Source organism: Kribbella sp. NPDC050820 (assembly GCF_040653975.1).
Taxonomy (GTDB): Bacteria; Actinomycetota; Actinomycetes; order Propionibacteriales; family Kribbellaceae; genus Kribbella.
Genome location: NZ_JBFAHB010000005.1, coordinates 201,722 through 219,559 on the forward strand (window position 1 = coordinate 201,722; position 17,838 = coordinate 219,559).

The following is a 17,838-nucleotide window of genomic DNA, read 5'->3' on the forward strand; positions in this document are numbered from 1 at the left end:
GACACGGCAGGACCCTGCTGGTGAGGTCCGCCTGCAGGCAGGGGCAGCGGTTTGCTAAACCGTCGGCCGGGTTCGCCCGGTCCGCGAGTTCGAATCTCGCCCTCACCGCGCAGCTACACAGTTGTTCGCAGCACCGCCGTCCGGGAGTTGCGTAGTTCTTCGGAAGCGGCCCTCCGGCGCCCGGACCTAGCCTGACGAACGTGATGCCAGAACGCGCACGGCTGCTGCGTGATCTGCCGGTTGGTGAACGGCGGATCGACGTCAGCGGCGTGTCCACGGTCATCCTGGAGGGCGGCGACGGACCGCCGCTGGTGTTGCTGCACGGAGGCATCGAGTGTGGCGGGATCTACTGGGCGCCGGTGCTGGCTCGCCTTGCCGAAGAGCATCGGGTCATCGTTCCCGACGTACCAGGGCTTGGGGAGTCCGATCCGGTCGACCGGTTGGATGACGAGGCGTTCGGCCGCTGGATGATCGATCTGCTGCGGCTGACCTGCGACGAGCCGCCGGTCCTGATCGCGCACTCGTTGCTCGGGACGATGGCTGCCCGGTTCGCGGCGAAGCATGGTGAGTTGCTGCGCCGGTTGGTGATCTACGGGGCTCCCGGGGTCGGCCGGTATCGGATGCCGATCGGGCTTCGGGTGACGGCGATCAGGTTCGCGGTGCGGCCGACCGAGGACAACATGGTGCGGTTCGAGCGGTGGGCGTTCGCGGACCTCGATCGGGTACGGCGGGATGCGCCGGACTGGATGGACGCGTTCACCACATACACCCGCAGCCGTGCCGTCGTACCGCACGTCAAGCGCACGATGCGGCAGCTGATCGGCACGTGTACGAAGCAGGTCCATGACCCGATCGCCGGACCGACATCGCTGCTGTGGGGTGCGAAGGATCGGTTCGTGCCGCTGGAGCTTGCCATCGAGGCGAGTGGGCGGCTCGGCTGGCAGTTGCGCGTGATCGATGACGCCGGGCACGTCCCGCACATCGAGCGGCCCGATGCGTTTCTCGCGGAGCTCGCACGGACGCGAAGCTGACCAACCTCCCGGTAGGAGCGCCACCGTGGGAGAGGTGGGGCGGGCTGTAAACCCGTTGCCCTAGGGCTGAGCAGGTTCGAATCCTGTCTCCTGCACGAGGCAATGATGCCTTTAGCAACAAATAATGTGACGAGAGAGGAGGACCGGCCATGGCCGACCTCAGGAAGCGTGTTCCGGGTGGTAGGACCGGTGCTCCGGTCAAACAGGGTCACGCGATGCGCCGGGTGCGGCTCGCCTGCGGGCACGTCCAGCGCGACCGGATCGCCCACCGCGGCGATCACGTGTGGTGCGAAGCCGACTGTTCCGACTGGATGCGCGTCGTCTCGGTCGACGAGTGACCACCCGCCGGGTACGCCGTCGGCGTACCCGGACGACCCCTTGGTGACGGATGCACGCCCGGCTCTCCGAAGGCCGGGTCCCTGGTTCGACTCCAGGCAGGGGGACTCCGAAAACCTCAGAAGCGCTCCAGGACCTTGCCCGGGTTGAGGAGGTTCGCGGGGTCGAAGGCCTGCTTGATGCGGCGTTGCAGGTCGAGGCCGGCCGGGCCGAGCTCCTGCTCGAGCCAGCGGGTCTTCAACGTGCCGATGCCGTGCTCGCCGGTGATCGTGCCGCCCAGCGCCAGCCCGAGCTCCATCACCGCGCCGAACGCCTCCAGGGCCCGCGCCTCGGCGGCCGGGTCGTCGCGGTCGAAGATCACGGTCGGGTGCATGTTCCCGTCACCCACATGCCCAGGGCAACAGATCAGTACGTCGTACTTCGTGCCGATCTCCGCGATCCCGCGCAGCAACGCGACCAGCTTCGACCGCGGTACGGCGACATCGTCGACCAACGTGACACCCAACGGCTCCAGCGCCGGGTTCACCAGCCGCCGGGCCTCGAGCAGCATCCGGGACTCCTCGGCGTCGGAGGCCTCCGCGACCTCGATCGCACCGTGCTCGGAACAGATCGCGGCGATCCGGGCGACGTCCTCGGCCGCCCGCGGACCGCGGTCCGACTGGGCGATCAGCAGCGACCCGACGTCGGCCGGCAGCCCCATGTCCCGGTAGTCCTGGATCGCCCGGGCCGTCGGCCCGTCCAGGAACTCCAGCAGCGACGGCCGGAGCCCGGACGCCATCACCGCGGCAGCAGCGGCGATCCCGTCCTCGATGGACAGGAACGTCGCCGCCGCGGTCAACGCGGCCTCGGGTGCAGGACGCAGCGCCAGCGTCGCCTCCGTGACGACACCGAGCGTCCCCTCGGATCCCACGATCAATCGGGTCAGGTCGTACCCCGCGACGCCCTTCGCCGACCGGCGGCCGGTGCGGACGACCTCGCCCGACGCCAGCACCACCTCCAGTCCACGCACGAAGTCCGACGTCACGCCGTACTTCACACAGCACAGCCCGCCGGCGTTGGTGGCGATGTTGCCACCCACCGTGGACATTTCCCACGACGACGGATCCGGCGGGTAGAACAGCCCCTGCTCGAGAACCGCGCGCGACAACTCGGCGTTCACCACACCGGGCTGTACGACGGCGACCTGGTCCTCCACCGAGACCTCGAGCACCTGGTTGAGCCTCGAGGTCGAGAGCAGCAGGCACCCGTCGATGGCGTTCGCCGCCCCGGACAGTCCGGTCCGCGCCCCCTGCGTGACCACCGGCACCCCGAACTCACCAGCGGCCTTCAGCACCTCCGACACCTCGGCGGTCGACGACGGCCGCACCAGCACCCGCGGTACGCCGGCCGTGCAGAAGGTCGCGTGATCGTTGCGATGAGCGTCCAGTACGTCGGGATCGTCCAGCACACCCTTGTCGCCCAGCACCGACCGCAGCCGGGCGACAAACGGATCGGAGGTCATGGGGCCTCCCGGCCTGGACTGAGGAGTGGAGGGAGCGAAGCGACCGGAGGGACGAGGGAAGGCCGGGAGCCAAGGCCCCATGACCACGCCGGCGCCGGAGGCCCGGCCAAAAGCACTGTCATCCCTCATCCTGTTCGGCGAGCAACCGCAGGATCAACTCCGCGCGGCGGACCCGTTCGCGGCCGAGGGCCTCGGCGGTGCCGGACAGGTGGGCGCCGACCGGGTAGATGTTCGGCGCGTTTCGGAGCCCCATCTTCAGGTACACCGGCGCCGCGACCCGGACGATCTCCGGTACGTCGTAGAACCGGACATGCCCACCCTGGTCGTCGGGGACCTCGATGTACATGTCGATCGGGACCGTCGTCACCGACCGGATCTCGGCCAGCACCGGCACCGGCAGGTCGGTCGACACGTTCAGGCTGGTCGCGCCGAGCCGCTCGTACAGCCGGGCCGTCGGCGCGTTCGGCAGCGGCATCAGCACCGACGTCTTCAGCACCAGGTCGGACGGCAGCGAGCCGTCGACCTTCAGCTCGCCGAGGATCTCCAGCACGCCGATGTCGCCGACCAGCAGGCTGCGCACCCCGAGCTCGACCGCCCGGAACGCGTCACACAGCGACGCCGCGACCATCTCGTTGCCCCGGGCAACACCACCGACGGCGGCCGAGACCTTGGCCTGGCCGCCGATGTCCCAGGAGCCACGCGGCCCGAGGAACAGGCAGACCTCGACGCCGGCCGACGCGCCGAGCGAGAGCATCTCCTCGATCTCGGCGTCGGTCAGCATCATCACGCCGCTGCCCTGCGACACCCGGTCGATGGTCACACCGCGGGTCTTGGCCTCTTCCAGCACGGCCGCCATCACCCGCGGCCCTTCACAGGAAGGGATCTCGATCTTGTACGGCGAGCCGTCCGGGAACGTCCGCGCGGACGTGTCGCCCGGACGGAAGCCGCGGTCGGCCAGCAGCGCGTGTGCCTCGCGAAGGTTCATGCGTCACTCCAGGGTCCGAGCCGGCCGGCCGACGTCAGGTCCCGGGCCGTCCCGGCGATCTCCAGGTCGAAGCGGTCACCTGCCTCGGTCAGCAGTGCCGGCGTCACCATCAACTCGTTCGGGGAAAGGGTGTCCTTGATCCGGGCCAGCCGGAGCTCGGACCAGTCGCGCCGGCCGCACATCGTCGCGGCGGCCAGGACTGCGGCCTCGTCGTCCTCCATCACCATCGGCAGCCGGGACCGGCGGGCTCCGCCGGCGCCGGACGTCAACGCGTTCACGTAGCTCACCCGCAGGTCGATCTGCTCCAGCAGCCGGCCCGGGATCACGTCGGCCAGGCCGAGGCCGGACGCGTTCCCGTGCGATGCCTCGGACAGCGAGTGCACCGTAATCGCCGCGATCGACGGCGACTCGAACTCGGGGATCCCGTGCACCCAGCACCGGCCGATCACGTTGGTGTCCATCCCGGCGCCGGACTTGTCCTTGCCGAGCTCGTCCACCACCAGGACGTCGAGCTCGTCGAACGGCAGCCGCCCGAGCAGGCTGCCGGCCGTTTGCAGCAAGGCCTGCTCGGCCGGTCCGGCGATCCCGTCGGCGTCGACGAACTCGACCGCGGCCGTGCGTTCCAGCGCGTTCTCGAGGATGCCGAGACCGCCCAGGATCTTGCCTTGGGCAATGACGATCCGGGCCGCGGCCTCGATCGCGCCACCAAGTGACGGGATCCCGCCGGCGTGCAGGGACGCCGCGCCGGCGTGGTTGCCGAGGCCGATCGCCAGGATCTTGGCCAGCCCGCTCTCGATCGGGCCGCGGAAGTCCGTGTGCGGCTTGATCCGGTTCACCAGCAGGACGCCGTCCGCCTTTGCCGCCAGCGCGTCGTGGTGCACCGGCGTACCGTCGACCAGCGTGCCGAGGACAACCGTCTCCATGGTCGCCTCGACCGGGCAACCGACGGACTCCTTGGTGATCCCGAGCCCGGCCAGCATCTCGAGCTGACCGGAGGCGGTCGCACCGCCGTGCGAGCCCATCGCCGGTACGACGAAGGGCTCGGCGCCGACCGACGTCAGCCAGTCCACGGCCGCCTTCACCACGGGCACCAGGTCGTGGATCCCGCGGCTGCCGGCAGTCACCACGATCCGCGCACCCGGGAGGATCCGGCCGCGCAACGGCTCCAACGCGTTGAAGGCGTCGGTATATGGATCGGCCGAGCTGGGGAGGTCCGGGAGCAACCGCCGGACCGGCGTGACCTGCGGGATCACACCGGTCGGCCGCAGCCCCCGGATGGCATCAAACGGGCCCCAGGAAGACATCAGTGGCTCTGCCTCGCGACGGACGAGCCGGTGCGGCCGACCAGGAAGTCGAGGTCGCAGCCCTGGTTCGCCTGGGTGACGTGGTCGACGTACAGCCGCGCCCACCCGCGATCCGACGGCGGCGCCGGCGGCTGCCAGTCGGCCCGCCGCTTCTCCAGCTCCTCCTCCGGTACGTCGAGATGCAGCCGACGAGCCGGTACGTCGAGCTCGATCCAGTCACCCGTCCGCACCAGCGCCAGCGGACCACCCACAGCCGCTTCCGGCGTGACATGCAGTACGACGGTGCCGTACGCCGTACCGCTCATCCGCGCGTCCGAGATCCGCACCATGTCGTCGATGCCCTGCTCGGCCAGCTTGCGCGGGATCGTCATGTTGCCGACCTCCGGCATACCCGGGTAGCCGCGCGGCCCCGCGTTCTGGAGCACCAGCACGGTGTCCTCGTCGACGTCCAGGTCCGGGTCGTCGACGGCCTTGTCGTAGTCCTCGATGCTGGAGAACACCAGCGCCTTGCCACGATGCTGCGACAGCCGCTCGGACGCGGCGGACTGCTTGATGACGGCCCCGTCCGGCGCCAGATTCCCCTTCAGTACGGCGGTTCCCGCGCCGGACCCGAGCGGGTTGCCGACCGGCCGGATCACCGCGTAGGTGTCGTTCGCCGTACCACCCGGGATGATCGCTTCGATCCGCTCGGCGTTCGCGATGTTCTCGCCGATGGACTTGCCGGTCACGGTGATCGCGTCGGTCTTGAGCAGCGGCTCGATCTCCTTCAGCACCGCGGGCAGGCCGCCGGCGTAGTAGAAGTCCTCCATCAGGTACTTGCCCGACGGCTGCAGGTCCACCAGCCACGGCACCCCACGGGCCCACTCGTCGATGTCGTCCAGCGTGATGTCGACGCCGACCCGGCCGGCGATCGCCAGCAGGTGGATGACGAAGTTGGTCGAGCCGCCGATCGCCGCGTTGGCACGGACCGCGTTCGCGAACGCGTCCCGGGTCAGGATGTCGCTGAGCTTGAGGTCCTCCTTCACCATCTCGACGATCCGCTGACCGGACTTCTGGGCGATCACGTAGCGGCGGGAGTCGACCGCGGGAATGGCCGCGCCGCCGGTCAGCTGCAGACCGAGTGACTCGGCCATGCAGGCCATCGTGGACGCCGTACCCATGGTCATGCAGTGGCCGTTGCTGCGGGACTGGCCCGCCTCGGCCGCGGCGAAGTCGTCGGCCGACATCCGGCCGGCGTTGAGGTCCTGGGTGAACCGCCAGACCGCCGTACCGGAGCCGATGTCGCAGCCGCGGAACTTGCCGTTCAGCATCGGGCCGCCGGTCACCACCAGGGTCGGCAGGTCGACGCTCGCGGCGCCCATGATCGAGCCGGGCGTGGTCTTGTCGCAGCCGGTCAGCAGCACCGCGCCGTCGAGCGGGTTGCCGCGCAGCGACTCCTCGACATCCATGCTGAGCAAGTTGCGGAACAGCATCGCGGTCGGCCGGAGCAGCGTCTCGCCGAGCGACATCACCGGGAACTCGAGCGGAAACCCGCCGGCCTGCCAGACGCCGCGCTTCACCGCGTCGGCGACCCGGCGCAGGTGCGCGTTGCACGGGGTGAGCTCGGACCAGGTGTTGCAGATGCCGATCACCGGTCGGCCGTCGAACGCCTCCTCGGAGAAGCCCTGCGAACGCATCCAGGACCGGTGAATGAAGCCGTTGCGGCCCTTCTCACCGAACCAGTGGTCGAAACTGCGCCGGCCGGTTTCCTGCGGGTGCCCTTCACCGGGCAGGACCTGACCCTCGCCGGGGTCGTTGGTCGGGGGAAGATCGGTCATCGAGACACCTCACCTGTGCTCACAGTGCCGTTCACCCGGCGGCTGATCCCGGCCGGGTTCGAGTCCTTCAGTACGGCGGGCAGCACCGCGTCGGGCGCATCCTGGTAGGCCACCGGCCGCTGGAACCGGCGAGCCGCGGTCACACCGACGCTGGTGTGGATCGAGCCGACCGTCGACGGGACCGGGCCGCCGTGGTGCTGGGCCCAGGACACCGCGACACCGGTCGGCCAGCCGTTCCAGAGCACTCGCCCAGCCCTTGCCGACAGCAACGGAAGCAGCTCACCGGCGAGCTCGGTGTCCGACGACTCCGCGTGCAGCGTCGCGGTCAGGTTGCCCTCGAACGCCTCGACGGCGGCCTTCAGCTCGTCCGGGCCGTCGTACTCGACGACGATCGAGACCGGGCCGAAGCACTCCTCGAGGATCTCGTCGCGGCGGGACAGCAGCTCGGCGACCGTGGTCTGCAGCAGCGTCGCGCCACCGGACGCCCAGACCCGGACACCCTCGACCTTCTGCAGCCGGTCCAGGCCGGAGGCGAAGCCGTCCTTGATCCGGTCGTTGAGCATCGGGGCCTCGGCAACGCCTCCGGTTGCCTCGGTCAGCTGCTCCTGCAGGCCGTGGCCGGCGGGCAGGAAGAGCAGCCCCGGCTTGGTGCAGAACTGGCCGACGCCGAGCGTGAACGAGCCGACGTACCCGGTCGCAATGTCCTTGCCGCGGGCATCGATCGCGGCCTGGGTGACGAAGACCGGGTTCATGCTGCCGAGCTCGCCGTAGAACGGGATCGGCTCGGGCCGGGTGACCGCGATCTCGTGCAGCGCCTTGCCGGCCGGGACCGAACCGGTGAACCCGGCCGCGGTGATCCGCGGATCCTTCAGCGCGGTGACGCCGACGTCGAAGCCCTGGATCAGGCCGAACGCGCCCGCCGGAGCACCGGCGACCCGCAGCGCCTCGATCATCACCTCGGCCGTCTTCGCCGAAAGGTCCGGGTGGCCGGGGTGTGCTTTAACGATCACCGGGCACCCAGCTGCCAGCGCGGACGCGGTGTCGCCGCCGCAGACGCTGAACGCGAACGGGAAGTTGCTGGCGGCGAACACCAGCACCGGCCCGAGCGGCACGAGCACGCGGCGCAGATCGGGCCGCGGTACGGGCTTCGCGTTCGGGTCGGCGGTGTCGATGATCACTTCCAGCAGCGAGCCCTCTTCGAGCACGTCCGCGAACATCCGCAGCTGGCCGGTGCTGCGCGCGACCTCACCGCGCAGCCGCGGCTCGGGCAGCGACGACTCCCGCATCGCGATCGGCACCAGCTCGTCCGTGGCCGCGTCCAGCGCGTCCGCGACAGCACGGATCCACCCGGCCCGAACGGCGGGCTCCGAGGCGCCGAGCGCCGGTGCGGCGGCGGCCGCGTCGGTCAGGGCCTGCTCGAGCTCGGCGGGGGTGGTGTCCGGAATCATCGCTTTGCCTCCAGGTTCTCGGTTGCCAGGAACGCGAACGGGTCCCGGCCTACAGCCACCGTATTCGTCAGCGATCCGAGCTCGGCGATGGTGATCGTGATCACGTCACCCTCGGCGAGCGCGAAGTCCAGCTCCGGCACGATCCCAGTACCCGTTGCGAGGATCACGCCATCCGGGAAGTCGTTGGGCAGGAACAGGGCGTCGATCAGGTCCTGCAGGTCCCGGACCAGCTTCGCGGTGGACGTCGTACCCGCGAACACCTCGTCACCGGCCCGCTCGATGACCAGGTCGATGGTGAGGTCCTTCGGGTCGGCCACCTCCCAGGCGGGCCGGATCCCGGCGGCCAGCGCGCAGCCGCCGGCGAACAACTTGGCCTGCGGCACGTAGAGCGGGTTCACGCCCTCGATCGAGCGCGAGCTCATGTCGTTGCAGACCGTGAAGCCGACGATCTCGCCGTGACTGTTCGCGACGACGGCCAGCTCCGGCTCCGGTACGTCGTGACCGGAGTCGGACCGGATTCCGACCGGCTCGCCGTCCACGACGACCCGCCACGCCGGCGCCTTCTGGAACAGCTCCGGCCGGTCAGCGGTGTAGACCTTGTCGTACACGGACTGCTCGGTGCTCTCCTCCATCCGGGCGCCGCGCGACCGCTCGTACGTGACGCCCGCGCACCAGACCTCGCCGCGGCCGTCGAGCGGCGGCAGGAACTTCAGGCCGGCGGCCGGAACCTCCGCGCCGACCTTGGCGACCGCGGTCTGCAGCTCGTCGAGCCGCAGCCGCAGCAGCTCCGCGAAGCTGTTGACGCCTTCCAGCGGAGCCACGGTGTCGCCGGTGCGCACACCGACGACGGGCCGGCCGTCCGGGGACTGGTAACGGACCAAATGCATGGGTTGACCTTTCACATCGACGTGCCGAGCAAACCGCGGGTGATCTGGAAGCCGACGTTGCCGGAGGCAACCGCCTTGGGGACGAGCCGGCGGCCGGCGACGGCCGCGATGGTGTCGAGCCCGGTCCGGGCCTGGTCCGCCGCGTCGCCGGTGGCGACGGCGTCGAGGTCGTCGCCGTACTTCGCGACCGTCTCCGGATCGTTGCTGAACTCGACCACCGGGACGAACCGCTGCGCGGACAAGGTGCCGCCGGCGACGTGCGCGAGGATCTGCTGGACGCCGCCGGCCCCGAATCCGGTCGCGGTCTCCATCCAGTCGGTGCCGGGCATCCGCATCACGTGCCAGCCAGGTTCGGCGAACCGCTGCCCGTGCGCGATCGTCGACTCCACGTGGCCTGCCGACCCGAAGGCCGCCGTACGGAACACGTCGTGCGCCAGCAGCGCACCGCGCGAGGACAGTACGACGGAACCGCCGGAGCCCACGATCTCGCGGCCGATCAGCGCCAGCGCCTCGGCCGTCTCGTCGGACAGCCGTCCGCGGGCTTCGAGCCCGATGGTGAGGTCGCCGACCGTCCCGTCGTACTCGACCGGCGGCGCGAGGTCGAAGCTGCCGAACCAGTCGCGCACCCTCGTCCCGACGGCCTCCAGACCGCCGTCGGCCTGAATGCTGGCCCAGCCGAAGCGGGCCGGGTCCGCGCCCGCCTCGACCAGGCGGGAGCGGAAGTAGTCGTTGTGCGTCTTCTCGCAACCGTGCTCGAGCAGGAGCGCCATCCGGGTGTTCGGATGCAGCAGGTAGCCGAGCATCGTGCGCGCGAACGTCTCCTCGGACGCGCCGCCGCTGCTGCCGCAGCCCTCGGTGTGCGGGAGCGCGACCATCCGCGTGACCGCGCCACCGGCCCACTTCTCCAGCTCCGCCTGGGCTGCGAGCCGCAGCGCGATCTGGCCGGAGCACAGGCTGGTCGGCAGGATCAGGCCGACCGACTCGGGCACCAGGCGGTCGTCGACCTGCAGGAGCCGTACGGCTGTCCGCGCATTCGTCCCGAGTCCGGTCAGCGGAAGACCGTCGAGCGGGGCGTCGCGGTCCTCGGCCGGGAGGTCGGTCAGCTTGCGGCTCATCCGGCCGTCGGTGCTGATCGAGATGCCCTCCCGCGGGCCCTTCTGCCGCCAGTTCCGCCAGATCGACACCTGGCTGTGTCCGGCCCGCTCCCCCGCGCTCGGCTCACCGGATGCGACCCGGACGGTGAGGTCGAAGGTGTCCGCGGTCAGCTCGTCCATCGCCGTACCGGTGAGGTAGCGGCCCGCGTCCACGTCCATCTCGGCGTGCAGGTGCTCGTACCGGGTGCTCGTCGTGACGAACTTGAGGGTGGGCACGAACGGGAAGTTGGTGATCGAGCCGTTGCCGGTGGTGAAGAAGATCAGGTTGCAGCCGCTGCCGATCTGGCCGGCCACCGACTCGAGGTCGTTGCCGGGGCTGTCCATGAAGACGTAGCCGTTGCCCGGCAGCGGCTCGCCGTAGTCGATCACGTGGTCGAGCCGGACCTCGCGCGGCAGCTTCCGCGCCGCGCCGATCGACTTCAGCACGATGTTGTAGAGCCCGCGGTAGACGTTGCCGCCGGACGGGTTGCCCTCGGCGGTGTGACCATGCCAGCCGACCCGCTCCTTGAACGACCGGACGGTCGCGAGGAACCGCTTCGCCGTGGCCAGGTCGCGAACGTTCTTCAGCACGTACCCCTCGGCGCCGATCAGCTCGTCGGTCTCCGCGAGTACGGCGGCGCCGCCGTGCTTGATCACCTCCGCGCCGACCAGGCCGGCCAGCGGGTTCGCCGAGATCCCGGAGAACGCGTCGGACCCACCGCACTGCAGGGCGATCTTCAGATCGGCGAGCGGGACCTCGACCCGGGGCTGGGCGTCCACAACCGGCAGCCACGGCTCGATCAGCGCACCGGCAGTGGTCAGGTCGTGCTCGAAGCCCGCGTGGCGGGTGAAGAACGCGTGCGGGACCTTGATCGACGGGTAGCCGTGCTCCGCCGTGTAGTCCTGAACCGCTTGGCCGGACACCACGTCGTCCTCGGCGTCGACGATCAGGACGGCGCCGACGTTCGGGTTCAGCGTGAAGCCGGCCAGCGTCCGGAGCAGCAGGTCCAGGTTGTTCGGGACCTCGTCCTCGCCGCCTTCGGTGTGCGCGACCGGTACGACGCCGTCGCCGGCGGCCGCGCCGTCGAAGCGCCGGGCCAGCTCGGTGACGAACCCGCTGCTGCGCGAGCTGGTCGCCATCACCACCACGTGGTTGCGGGTACCGGCCGCGCCCTGCTCCCGCGGGTAGCCGAGGAACGTTCCGGGCTGCTCGACACTCGTCACCTGGGCGCCGAAGTTCAGCGCGGACTCGTCCAGCTGGTACGGGTCGAGCGGCTCGTTGGTGGCCGACGGCTCGGTCGGGAGTCCCTCGACTCCGCGTGCGGTGACTGCCGCCAGGCTGGTCGGCGTACACACATAGTCACCGGGGACGAGGTCCCGGGTCGCGCGGGCGAACGGGGTGTTCCAGGACGTGACCGCCTCCCCGGCGGGGACCGGCCGGACGACGAAGCGGTGCCCCTCGAGGATCGTGTGCGGCAGCGTGACCACAGTGCCGTCGAGGTCGATCGCCGTACCGGCGTCCAGCCGGCGGGAACAGATCGCCGCGTTGTCCTCGGGCTCGGGCAGTACGCCGACCTCGTCGAACCTCAACATGCCTCGCCTCTCGTGGATCTGGCTCAGTGACCCCGAATCGTGCATGATGCATGATTACAGACGTAACCCTGCCGAAGACGACCGGCTGGGTCAAGACCGCGACCAGGATCCGGAGAGGGCCGATGACGGACATCGTGGAGCCGCAGGACCGGCGGTTGCTGCGGCGGCAGATGCTCGCCGACGACGTGTACGAGGCGATCAAGACGATGCTGATGGACCACGTCATCCGGCCCGGCGCCCGGATCTCGATCGACGGGCTGGCCCGCGAGTTCCAGGTGTCGTCGACACCGGTTCGCGAGGCGCTGGCTCGGCTCGAGTCCGAGGGGCTCGCGGTCAAGGAGCCGCTGAAGGGGTACCGCGCGACGCCGCTGCTGTCGCTGGAGGAGTTCGACGACCTGTACCGGTTCCGCCGCTTGCTCGAGCCGTGGGCAGCCCGCCGGGCGGCCGAGCTGATCGACGACGACGGCCGCGCCCGCCTGAAGGCCGAGCTCGCGAACGCCGTCGAGCCGACGTCGGTGGACTACGCCGGCTACAAGTCCCTGACCGCACACGACAACCGGTTCCACTCACTGATCGCGTCGCTGTCCGGGAGCGAGCAGGTCCGGCTCGCGTTCGAGCGCACCCACTGCCACCTGCACATCTTCCGGCTGCACTACGAACGCGACATCGGCCCCGAGGTCCTCACCGAGCACCGCACCCTCGTCGATGCCATCAGCTCCGGCAATCCGGAAGCCGCCGAAGCCGCCATGAACCAGCACATCGACAACTCAATGTCCGTCCGGCTCCGCCGGATCTACGACTGAGCGGTTTCGGACTCCGCCGCCGGGGCACGCGCAGGGAATGACGGCACCCCAGCTCCCTGAACCGCGGCCCGTCCTGTGGCCGCTCCGCCCGCTCGGGTCCGCGGCCGTCTGGACCAACGCCACCAACGGCCGAACCGTCGTCACGATCCGCCACTCCCCGCTCTCCCAGGTGACCCCCGAGATGCTCGCCTGGTGGTACGGGCACGTCCCCGGCACCATGCGGTACGCCGGCCAGATCGTGCCGCGCTACCTGGTCTGGCACCCGCTCGACCACATCTCGTACGAGACCTCGAGCGCTGTCGTCGAGCCCGGCACCCGCCTCCACATCACCGAAGCCCTCGGCCGCGACGTCACCAAGCTGATCGACATCCAGGTCACCGTCGAAACCATCGACACCCAGGCCGCGATCATCTCCAAACGGCTCTTCGGCACCTGCCTCATCCGCCTGGAGAACGAGTTCACGCCGTACAACGGCGGCACCCGCTACATCACCCGCCTCACCCTCGGCGACACCACGTTGCTGGGCGGCGTCGTGCTCAACCGAATCGCCCACACCCGCGCCTTCCCCCCGGCCAAACTGGCCGCCTGGATCCGCCACCACATAGAAGAAGTAGGCAACCTGGAGAACTTCCTCCCCGACCTCTTCCGCTACCGCTCCGACCACGAACCGTAAGCGTGTGTCCTCCCGACGCGTGCTTCGCGGTCGCTCCTTCGTCGCGCCCACTACAACCGCTCCCACCCGCCCCCGCTCAGCGCGGTGCATCCTCTCCGGCTACCGCCGGGAGTTACCGGCTAGCCAGCGTCTTGCGGGCTGCAGACCGCGCTGGGTACGTGCGGCTTGTGACCGGTCCAGATGACCCCTGTGACTCGTACTGCATCGAGCAGTGTGCAATCGGGGTCTCACACGCAGGCCGCACCTGAGCGAGCCTCCCCCGCCAGAGACCACGCCCCTTGCAGTCAGACCTGCTTTCCGTGGCCTGGGGGTAGTTGGCTGAGGACGGTGTGGACGTGTTCGGTCAGTTCGTCCGCCAGCGCCTCCAGGCTCGAGCCCTCGACGCCGAAGTCCGCCAGGGCTCTACGCGCCCGACCCAAGTCATCGGCGAGACATTCCAGCTGCTGAGTGAACGACGGCTCTGCCGCGAAGGTGTCGCTGGTGGCGGCGTACTGCCAGGCAACGAAGACGGCGGCGAGCGTGCGGTCGATCCATTCAAGTGCTGCCCGGAAGAGTTCCTCGGCGCCGGCCTCGGTGGCGACCCTCAGCATGCTGGTTCCCGGCGGATGCTGCCGCGACAGCGCGCCGAGCGCATGAAGATTCTCCGCCTGGGCGCCGGCTTCCTCCGGCCGCAGCCGCTCGATCACGGTCCTGATGACCTCTGAACGAGTGGGGCCGTCGGCTCCCCGAGTGTCTGCTTCCCACTGCGGAAGCACACGACCCAAAGCCTCCCTGGTCGCGCCGCTGACGACCGCGAGGCCCACGGCGGCGCCGAACGGACCCAGCGTAGGTGCCAGCGCCGCTCCCGCTCCGAACCCCGCAGCAGCCGCGACACCGTGCACCACGGCGGCCCGGCCTGCCACCGGCAAACTCAGCCTCAGGTACGAGCGAATCCTCGCGCCGGCACCCGGGCGCTGATCCGCCAGGGCTCGATCGAGCCGGGTCGCGAGGTCCGCGACCCGAGCCCGGAGGTCACGGGTGTACACGCCGCCGTCGCCGATCGCACGGCGTACATCCATCCGGAACTCATCGGCCAGCACCTCGGCAGACGGTGGTGGCTGGTGCCCAGCTTCACGCAGGAACGGCGCCCAATCGATGTCGACAGCGGCACGCAACTGGACTCGTCTGGCCTCGTCGAGGTCTTCCACGACGATCTGCTGCTTCCGCAACTGCCTCCACAGCCGGCGGTCGTCACGGAACGACCACAACAACTCTGCGAGATCCCGCGTGATCGGCCGGAGCTCAAGGCCCTCGTCCAGCGCCACCTGCCCCTGCGCGTAGACCTCGGCCAGCCGTCGCTGACGCACGCGCCAACGCTCGAGATCCACATCATCAGGTTCGCGCCTGGCGCCGCGCAGCTCAGATTCCCCCACGCCCCGATGCTAGGCACCACAACCACCTCGAACCAGCACTGACGCCCCACGACATGCGGCCGACCTCACACGACCCCGGATTGACCTTCACATCCATGTGACGGTTCAACGATGGGTGCCATGCGAAACGCAACAGTACGGCGCTCCGGACCCCTGGAGATCGGCCTTGCACTGCCCACGGCTGGGCCGGAGACGTCACCGGAGATGCTCGTCAAGCTCGCGAAGGAGGCCGAACGGCTCGGCTACACGGCCTTGTGGACGTTCGAGCGTCTGCTCCGTCCGCTCGACAAAGTCGTGCTGTGGACGGGCGGTGAACCCGAGCTGTTGCCGGAGTTCTACGGCTCGGTCTACGAGCCGCTGGAGACGCTGAGCTATGTCGCCGCCGCGACAGAACGGATCAAGCTGGGCACCGCGGTCCTGGTGGCCCCGCTCCATGTGCCAGTGATGGTCGCCCGCCGGTTCGCCACCCTGGGCCGGCTCAGCGGAGGCCGGGTGATCGCCGGTCTGGGACAGGGCTGGCAGCACCACGAGTTCGAGACGGCGAACGTGTCGAGCAGCCGCAAAGGCGCCCGTACCGAGGAATTCATCATGGCGATGCGGGCCGCGTGGGGCCCGGACCCTGTCCAGCACGAAGGCGAGTTCTACCGGATCGCGCCGTCGCAGGTGAATCCCAAGCCGGTCCAGGCCCGCATCCCGGTGCTGCCGGCCGCGATCCCGGGGACCTCGTTGTGGTCAACCAGGCACCGTGGCCGACCCCGGTCACCCGTGAGCCGATCGGGGACGGGCGTCCCTTCCTCGGCGGATCGCCCAAGCAGATCGCCGAGGACTTGATGGCGGCCCGCGAGAGTGGTGCGACCCAGGTGTACCTGGCCGGCGGCCAGGGCCTCGGGCTGGACGTGGGCCTGAAGGCCGCCGACGTGGACGAATGGCTCGAGTTGCTCGGCGAGGTGATCGAGGCAGCCGGCCACCTCGGCGTACTCACGCCCTGAGGATCAGCGAGCAGCAGCCGGCTTCCCGCCGAGACTCTGTTTCCGCTCGTTCGCGGCTTTGACGCTGATGACCTTGTCGAGGTACTCGGCGATCGCCTTCCGGTTGCGGGCCAGACAGTCGATGCGCTCGGTCAGCCGGACCTGCTCCCGCTGCAACGTGGCGATCATCTCGGGTGTCACTTCAGGGACGTAGATGCTCTGCGGCTGATCGAGGCAAGGGAGCAACTGCCGGATGATCCGGGTCGGCAGACCGGCATCGAGCAAGCCCTTGATCTGCAACACGAGCAGACCCTCGGAGCAAGGTGACGGTTCAGTCGGCGGGGCCGCCGCCGAAGCCTATTTCGTTGCCGTCGGGGTCTTTGTAGATGAACTTGCGGACGCCGTTGTCGTACGTCTCGCGGAGGGCCGGTTCCAGGCCTCGTTCGGTGGTTGCGGTGACTCGGTCGTCGAAGTCCTCGACGAAAATTGTCACCTGGCCGTGGCCGGCGTGGTCGGGGCGGTGTTCGACGACGAGGTACTGGTGTTCGGCGAGCTCGAACACCGCCTCGATGTCGTTGGGATACATCACCGGCGCCGCCCCGAGCAGCTGCTCGTACCACTTCAGCGCGCCCGGGTAGTCCGACACGGACATCTCCGCAAACAGGTCGAGAGCCATATCGCATCGTACGAAGCCACCAGGTCACCGGGAATACCGGTTCGGCCGGCGATGTTCCTGCAGTCAAAGACCTTTCCGATGGAGAGTGATGAAGAATGACCGGTCTTCGACGCGCCGGTAACGCGCTCAGGACCGCCGCACTACTCGCCCTGCTGACCGCTCTGATCATCGTCGTCGGCGGCTACATCGCCGGTACGACGGGCGTGCTGATCGCCGCCGTACTGTCACTGGGGCTCAACGCCTACCTGTACTTCAACTCCGACAAGCTCGCGCTGCGCTCGATGGCGGCGCGGCCGGTCAGCCCGCAGCAGGCGCCCGAGCTGTACGGCGTCGTGGCCGAGCTCGCGCAGTGGGCGGGTCAGCCGATGCCGCGGATCTACGTGAGCCCGGTCGCCCAGCCGAACGCGTTCGCGACCGGCCGGAACCCGGAGCACGCGGCGGTCGCGGTGACGGAGGGCATCCTGCGCATCCTGGATCGCCGCGAGCTGCGCGCCGTACTCGGCCATGAGCTGGCACACGTCTACAACCGCGACATCCTGACCTCGAGCATCGCGGCCGGGCTGGCCGGCATCGTGACGACGCTCGCCAACCTGGCGATCTTCCTCCCGCTCGGCTCGTCCGACGACGAGGACGCCCCCAACCCGCTGGCCACGCTGCTGACCGTGCTCCTCGCGCCGTTCGCCGCCGGCCTGATCCAGCTGGCTGTCAGCCGGAGACGCGAGTACGCCGCAGACGACGACGGCGCCGTACTGTCCGGCGACCCGCTCGCCCTAGCCAGCGCCCTCGCCAAGATCAGCCGCGGTACGACGGCCATGCCACTCCCGACCAATTCCGGCGTGGCAACCCAAAGCCACCTGATGATCGCCAACCCTTTGAACGGCCGCGGCATCGCGGCCCTGTTCTCCACCCACCCCCCGATGGACCGCCGGATAGCCCGCCTCCAAGCCAAAGCCCGCGAACTAGCCGCCGCCTAACCCACACCAGAAGGCCGACCGGACACCCGGTCGGCCTTTCTGCTGCCCAGCGGTGGGTTGACGGGCCCAGCTCCCACCGAGACCAGCCAGGCTGTCTGGTCCAGCTCTCCTGGGCTGGCCGACCCTGTCGTGTGCTTGCACAGCAAATAACGGCTCTTCTGACTGATGTGTGGGTCAGCTTTGGTGCCCTAGTTCACTACCCAGGGCGGTCGAGTGCACCGCGCCCGTGCCACCCGGACCACCCGCGAACGGGATCCCGATGCCGCGGACCGCCAGGCCATCACAATCACCACCTCC

General features: G+C 69.5%; 17 protein-coding genes and 2 tRNA genes. 9 read left to right on the plus strand and 10 right to left on the minus strand.

Annotation, left to right across the window (positions count from 1 at the left end; genetic code table 11):
- Window positions 1-19 precede the first annotated feature (19 nt).
- From AB0H36_RS07605 to AB0H36_RS07620, 4 genes are all read left to right on the plus strand, one after another.
- Window positions 20-108 (plus strand) — tRNA-Ser (locus AB0H36_RS07605).
- Window positions 109-203: 95 nt separating this feature from the next.
- Window positions 204-1,031 carry an alpha/beta hydrolase gene (locus AB0H36_RS07610; RefSeq protein ID WP_360518158.1) on the plus strand — a complete coding sequence of 276 codons (828 nt, stop codon included), beginning with the start codon at window positions 204-206 and terminating at the stop codon, window positions 1,029-1,031.
- An 11-nt stretch (window positions 1,032-1,042) separates the two neighbouring features.
- Window positions 1,043-1,126, plus strand: a tRNA-Tyr gene (locus AB0H36_RS07615).
- Window positions 1,127-1,180: 54 nt separating this feature from the next.
- A complete protein-coding gene (locus AB0H36_RS07620; protein ID WP_360518161.1) occupies window positions 1,181-1,369 on the plus strand; it encodes a hypothetical protein in 189 nt (62 codons plus the stop codon).
- A 116-nt stretch (window positions 1,370-1,485) separates the two neighbouring features.
- Here AB0H36_RS07620 and AB0H36_RS07625 read toward each other — a convergent pair whose 3' ends face one another.
- The 7 genes from AB0H36_RS07625 to AB0H36_RS07655 all read right to left on the minus strand — a co-directional run bounded on the left by AB0H36_RS07625 (window position 1,486) and on the right by AB0H36_RS07655 (window position 12,035).
- Window positions 1,486-2,868 carry an FAD-linked oxidase C-terminal domain-containing protein gene (locus tag AB0H36_RS07625; protein WP_360518164.1) on the minus strand — a complete coding sequence of 461 codons (1,383 nt, stop codon included), beginning with the start codon at window positions 2,866-2,868 and terminating at the stop codon, window positions 1,486-1,488.
- Window positions 2,869-2,986: 118 nt separating this feature from the next.
- A complete protein-coding gene (locus AB0H36_RS07630) occupies window positions 2,987-3,853 on the minus strand; it encodes a U32 family peptidase (RefSeq protein ID WP_360518167.1) in 867 nt (288 codons plus the stop codon).
- A complete protein-coding gene (locus tag AB0H36_RS07635; RefSeq protein ID WP_360518170.1) occupies window positions 3,850-5,157 on the minus strand; it encodes a DUF2088 domain-containing protein in 1,308 nt (435 codons plus the stop codon). Before AB0H36_RS07635 ends, AB0H36_RS07630 begins: the two co-directional genes overlap by 4 nt.
- A complete protein-coding gene (locus AB0H36_RS07640) occupies window positions 5,157-6,974 on the minus strand; it encodes an IlvD/Edd family dehydratase (protein ID WP_360518173.1) in 1,818 nt (605 codons plus the stop codon). Before AB0H36_RS07640 ends, AB0H36_RS07635 begins: the two co-directional genes overlap by 1 nt.
- Window positions 6,971-8,422: an aldehyde dehydrogenase (NADP(+)) gene (locus AB0H36_RS07645; RefSeq protein WP_360518176.1), complete on the minus strand. Its 1,452-nt coding sequence runs from the start codon at window positions 8,420-8,422 to the stop codon at window positions 6,971-6,973. Before AB0H36_RS07645 ends, AB0H36_RS07640 begins: the two co-directional genes overlap by 4 nt.
- Window positions 8,419-9,309 carry a fumarylacetoacetate hydrolase family protein gene (locus tag AB0H36_RS07650; RefSeq protein WP_360518179.1) on the minus strand — a complete coding sequence of 297 codons (891 nt, stop codon included), beginning with the start codon at window positions 9,307-9,309 and terminating at the stop codon, window positions 8,419-8,421. The genes AB0H36_RS07645 and AB0H36_RS07650 overlap by 4 nt, the downstream gene beginning before the upstream one ends.
- An 11-nt stretch (window positions 9,310-9,320) precedes the next feature.
- Complete coding sequence (locus AB0H36_RS07655) at window positions 9,321-12,035, minus strand: UxaA family hydrolase (protein WP_360518182.1); 2,715 nt, start codon at window positions 12,033-12,035, stop codon at window positions 9,321-9,323.
- A gap of 50 nt (window positions 12,036-12,085) precedes the next feature.
- Between AB0H36_RS07655 and AB0H36_RS07660 the strand changes: the two genes are divergently transcribed.
- On the plus strand, window positions 12,086-12,838 hold the full coding sequence (locus tag AB0H36_RS07660; RefSeq protein WP_360518185.1) for a GntR family transcriptional regulator: 753 nt from the start codon (window positions 12,086-12,088) through the stop codon (window positions 12,836-12,838).
- A gap of 37 nt (window positions 12,839-12,875) precedes the next feature.
- Window positions 12,876-13,511 (plus strand): hypothetical protein, encoded by a 636-nt coding sequence (locus AB0H36_RS07665; RefSeq protein ID WP_360518188.1) that lies wholly within the window; start codon window positions 12,876-12,878, stop codon window positions 13,509-13,511.
- Window positions 13,512-13,795: 284 nt separating this feature from the next.
- On the opposite strand, the gene AB0H36_RS07670 is transcribed toward AB0H36_RS07665, so the two are convergent.
- A complete protein-coding gene (locus AB0H36_RS07670; RefSeq protein WP_360518191.1) occupies window positions 13,796-14,923 on the minus strand; it encodes a hypothetical protein in 1,128 nt (375 codons plus the stop codon).
- A gap of 120 nt (window positions 14,924-15,043) precedes the next feature.
- Here AB0H36_RS07670 and AB0H36_RS07675 point away from each other — a divergent pair, with 120 nt between their 5' ends.
- Window positions 15,044-15,754: a TIGR03619 family F420-dependent LLM class oxidoreductase gene (locus AB0H36_RS07675; RefSeq protein ID WP_360518194.1), complete on the plus strand. Its 711-nt coding sequence runs from the start codon at window positions 15,044-15,046 to the stop codon at window positions 15,752-15,754.
- Window positions 15,754-15,912 (plus strand): hypothetical protein, encoded by a 159-nt coding sequence (locus tag AB0H36_RS07680; protein WP_360518197.1) that lies wholly within the window; start codon window positions 15,754-15,756, stop codon window positions 15,910-15,912. Before AB0H36_RS07675 ends, AB0H36_RS07680 begins: the two co-directional genes overlap by 1 nt.
- Before the next feature lie 3 nt (window positions 15,913-15,915).
- On the opposite strand, the gene AB0H36_RS07685 is transcribed toward AB0H36_RS07680, so the two are convergent.
- Window positions 15,916-16,194, minus strand: coding sequence for a hypothetical protein (locus AB0H36_RS07685; RefSeq protein WP_360518200.1), 279 nt, complete (start codon window positions 16,192-16,194; stop codon window positions 15,916-15,918).
- Between the two features lie 28 nt (window positions 16,195-16,222).
- Window positions 16,223-16,567 carry a VOC family protein gene (locus tag AB0H36_RS07690; RefSeq protein WP_360518203.1) on the minus strand — a complete coding sequence of 115 codons (345 nt, stop codon included), beginning with the start codon at window positions 16,565-16,567 and terminating at the stop codon, window positions 16,223-16,225.
- Between the two features lie 95 nt (window positions 16,568-16,662).
- Here AB0H36_RS07690 and htpX point away from each other — a divergent pair, with 95 nt between their 5' ends.
- Window positions 16,663-17,541 (plus strand): zinc metalloprotease HtpX, encoded by an 879-nt coding sequence (gene htpX / locus AB0H36_RS07695; protein WP_360518206.1) that lies wholly within the window; start codon window positions 16,663-16,665, stop codon window positions 17,539-17,541.
- Window positions 17,542-17,838 lie beyond the last annotated feature (297 nt).

Excerpts from the sequence above, each read along its gene's own strand:
- AB0H36_RS07610 (WP_360518158.1), top strand. The coding sequence starts at position 204 with ATGCCAGAACGCGCACGGCTGCTGCGTGATCTGCCGGTTGGTGAACGG.
- AB0H36_RS07620 (WP_360518161.1), top strand. The coding sequence starts at position 1,181 with ATGGCCGACCTCAGGAAGCGTGTTCCGGGTGGTAGGACCGGTGCTCCG.
- AB0H36_RS07625 (WP_360518164.1), bottom strand. The coding sequence starts at position 2,868 with ATGACCTCCGATCCGTTTGTCGCCCGGCTGCGGTCGGTGCTGGGCGAC.
- AB0H36_RS07630 (WP_360518167.1), bottom strand. The coding sequence starts at position 3,853 with ATGAACCTTCGCGAGGCACACGCGCTGCTGGCCGACCGCGGCTTCCGT.
- AB0H36_RS07635 (WP_360518170.1), bottom strand. The coding sequence starts at position 5,157 with ATGTCTTCCTGGGGCCCGTTTGATGCCATCCGGGGGCTGCGGCCGACC.
- AB0H36_RS07640 (WP_360518173.1), bottom strand. The coding sequence starts at position 6,974 with ATGACCGATCTTCCCCCGACCAACGACCCCGGCGAGGGTCAGGTCCTG.
- AB0H36_RS07645 (WP_360518176.1), bottom strand. The coding sequence starts at position 8,422 with ATGATTCCGGACACCACCCCCGCCGAGCTCGAGCAGGCCCTGACCGAC.
- AB0H36_RS07650 (WP_360518179.1), bottom strand. The coding sequence starts at position 9,309 with ATGCATTTGGTCCGTTACCAGTCCCCGGACGGCCGGCCCGTCGTCGGT.
- AB0H36_RS07655 (WP_360518182.1), bottom strand. The coding sequence starts at position 12,035 with ATGTTGAGGTTCGACGAGGTCGGCGTACTGCCCGAGCCCGAGGACAAC.
- AB0H36_RS07660 (WP_360518185.1), top strand. The coding sequence starts at position 12,086 with ATGATTACAGACGTAACCCTGCCGAAGACGACCGGCTGGGTCAAGACC.
- AB0H36_RS07665 (WP_360518188.1), top strand. The coding sequence starts at position 12,876 with ATGACGGCACCCCAGCTCCCTGAACCGCGGCCCGTCCTGTGGCCGCTC.
- AB0H36_RS07675 (WP_360518194.1), top strand. The coding sequence starts at position 15,044 with ATGCGAAACGCAACAGTACGGCGCTCCGGACCCCTGGAGATCGGCCTT.
- AB0H36_RS07680 (WP_360518197.1), top strand. The coding sequence starts at position 15,754 with ATGGCGGCCCGCGAGAGTGGTGCGACCCAGGTGTACCTGGCCGGCGGC.
- AB0H36_RS07690 (WP_360518203.1), bottom strand. The coding sequence starts at position 16,567 with ATGGCTCTCGACCTGTTTGCGGAGATGTCCGTGTCGGACTACCCGGGC.
- htpX (WP_360518206.1), top strand. The coding sequence starts at position 16,663 with ATGACCGGTCTTCGACGCGCCGGTAACGCGCTCAGGACCGCCGCACTA.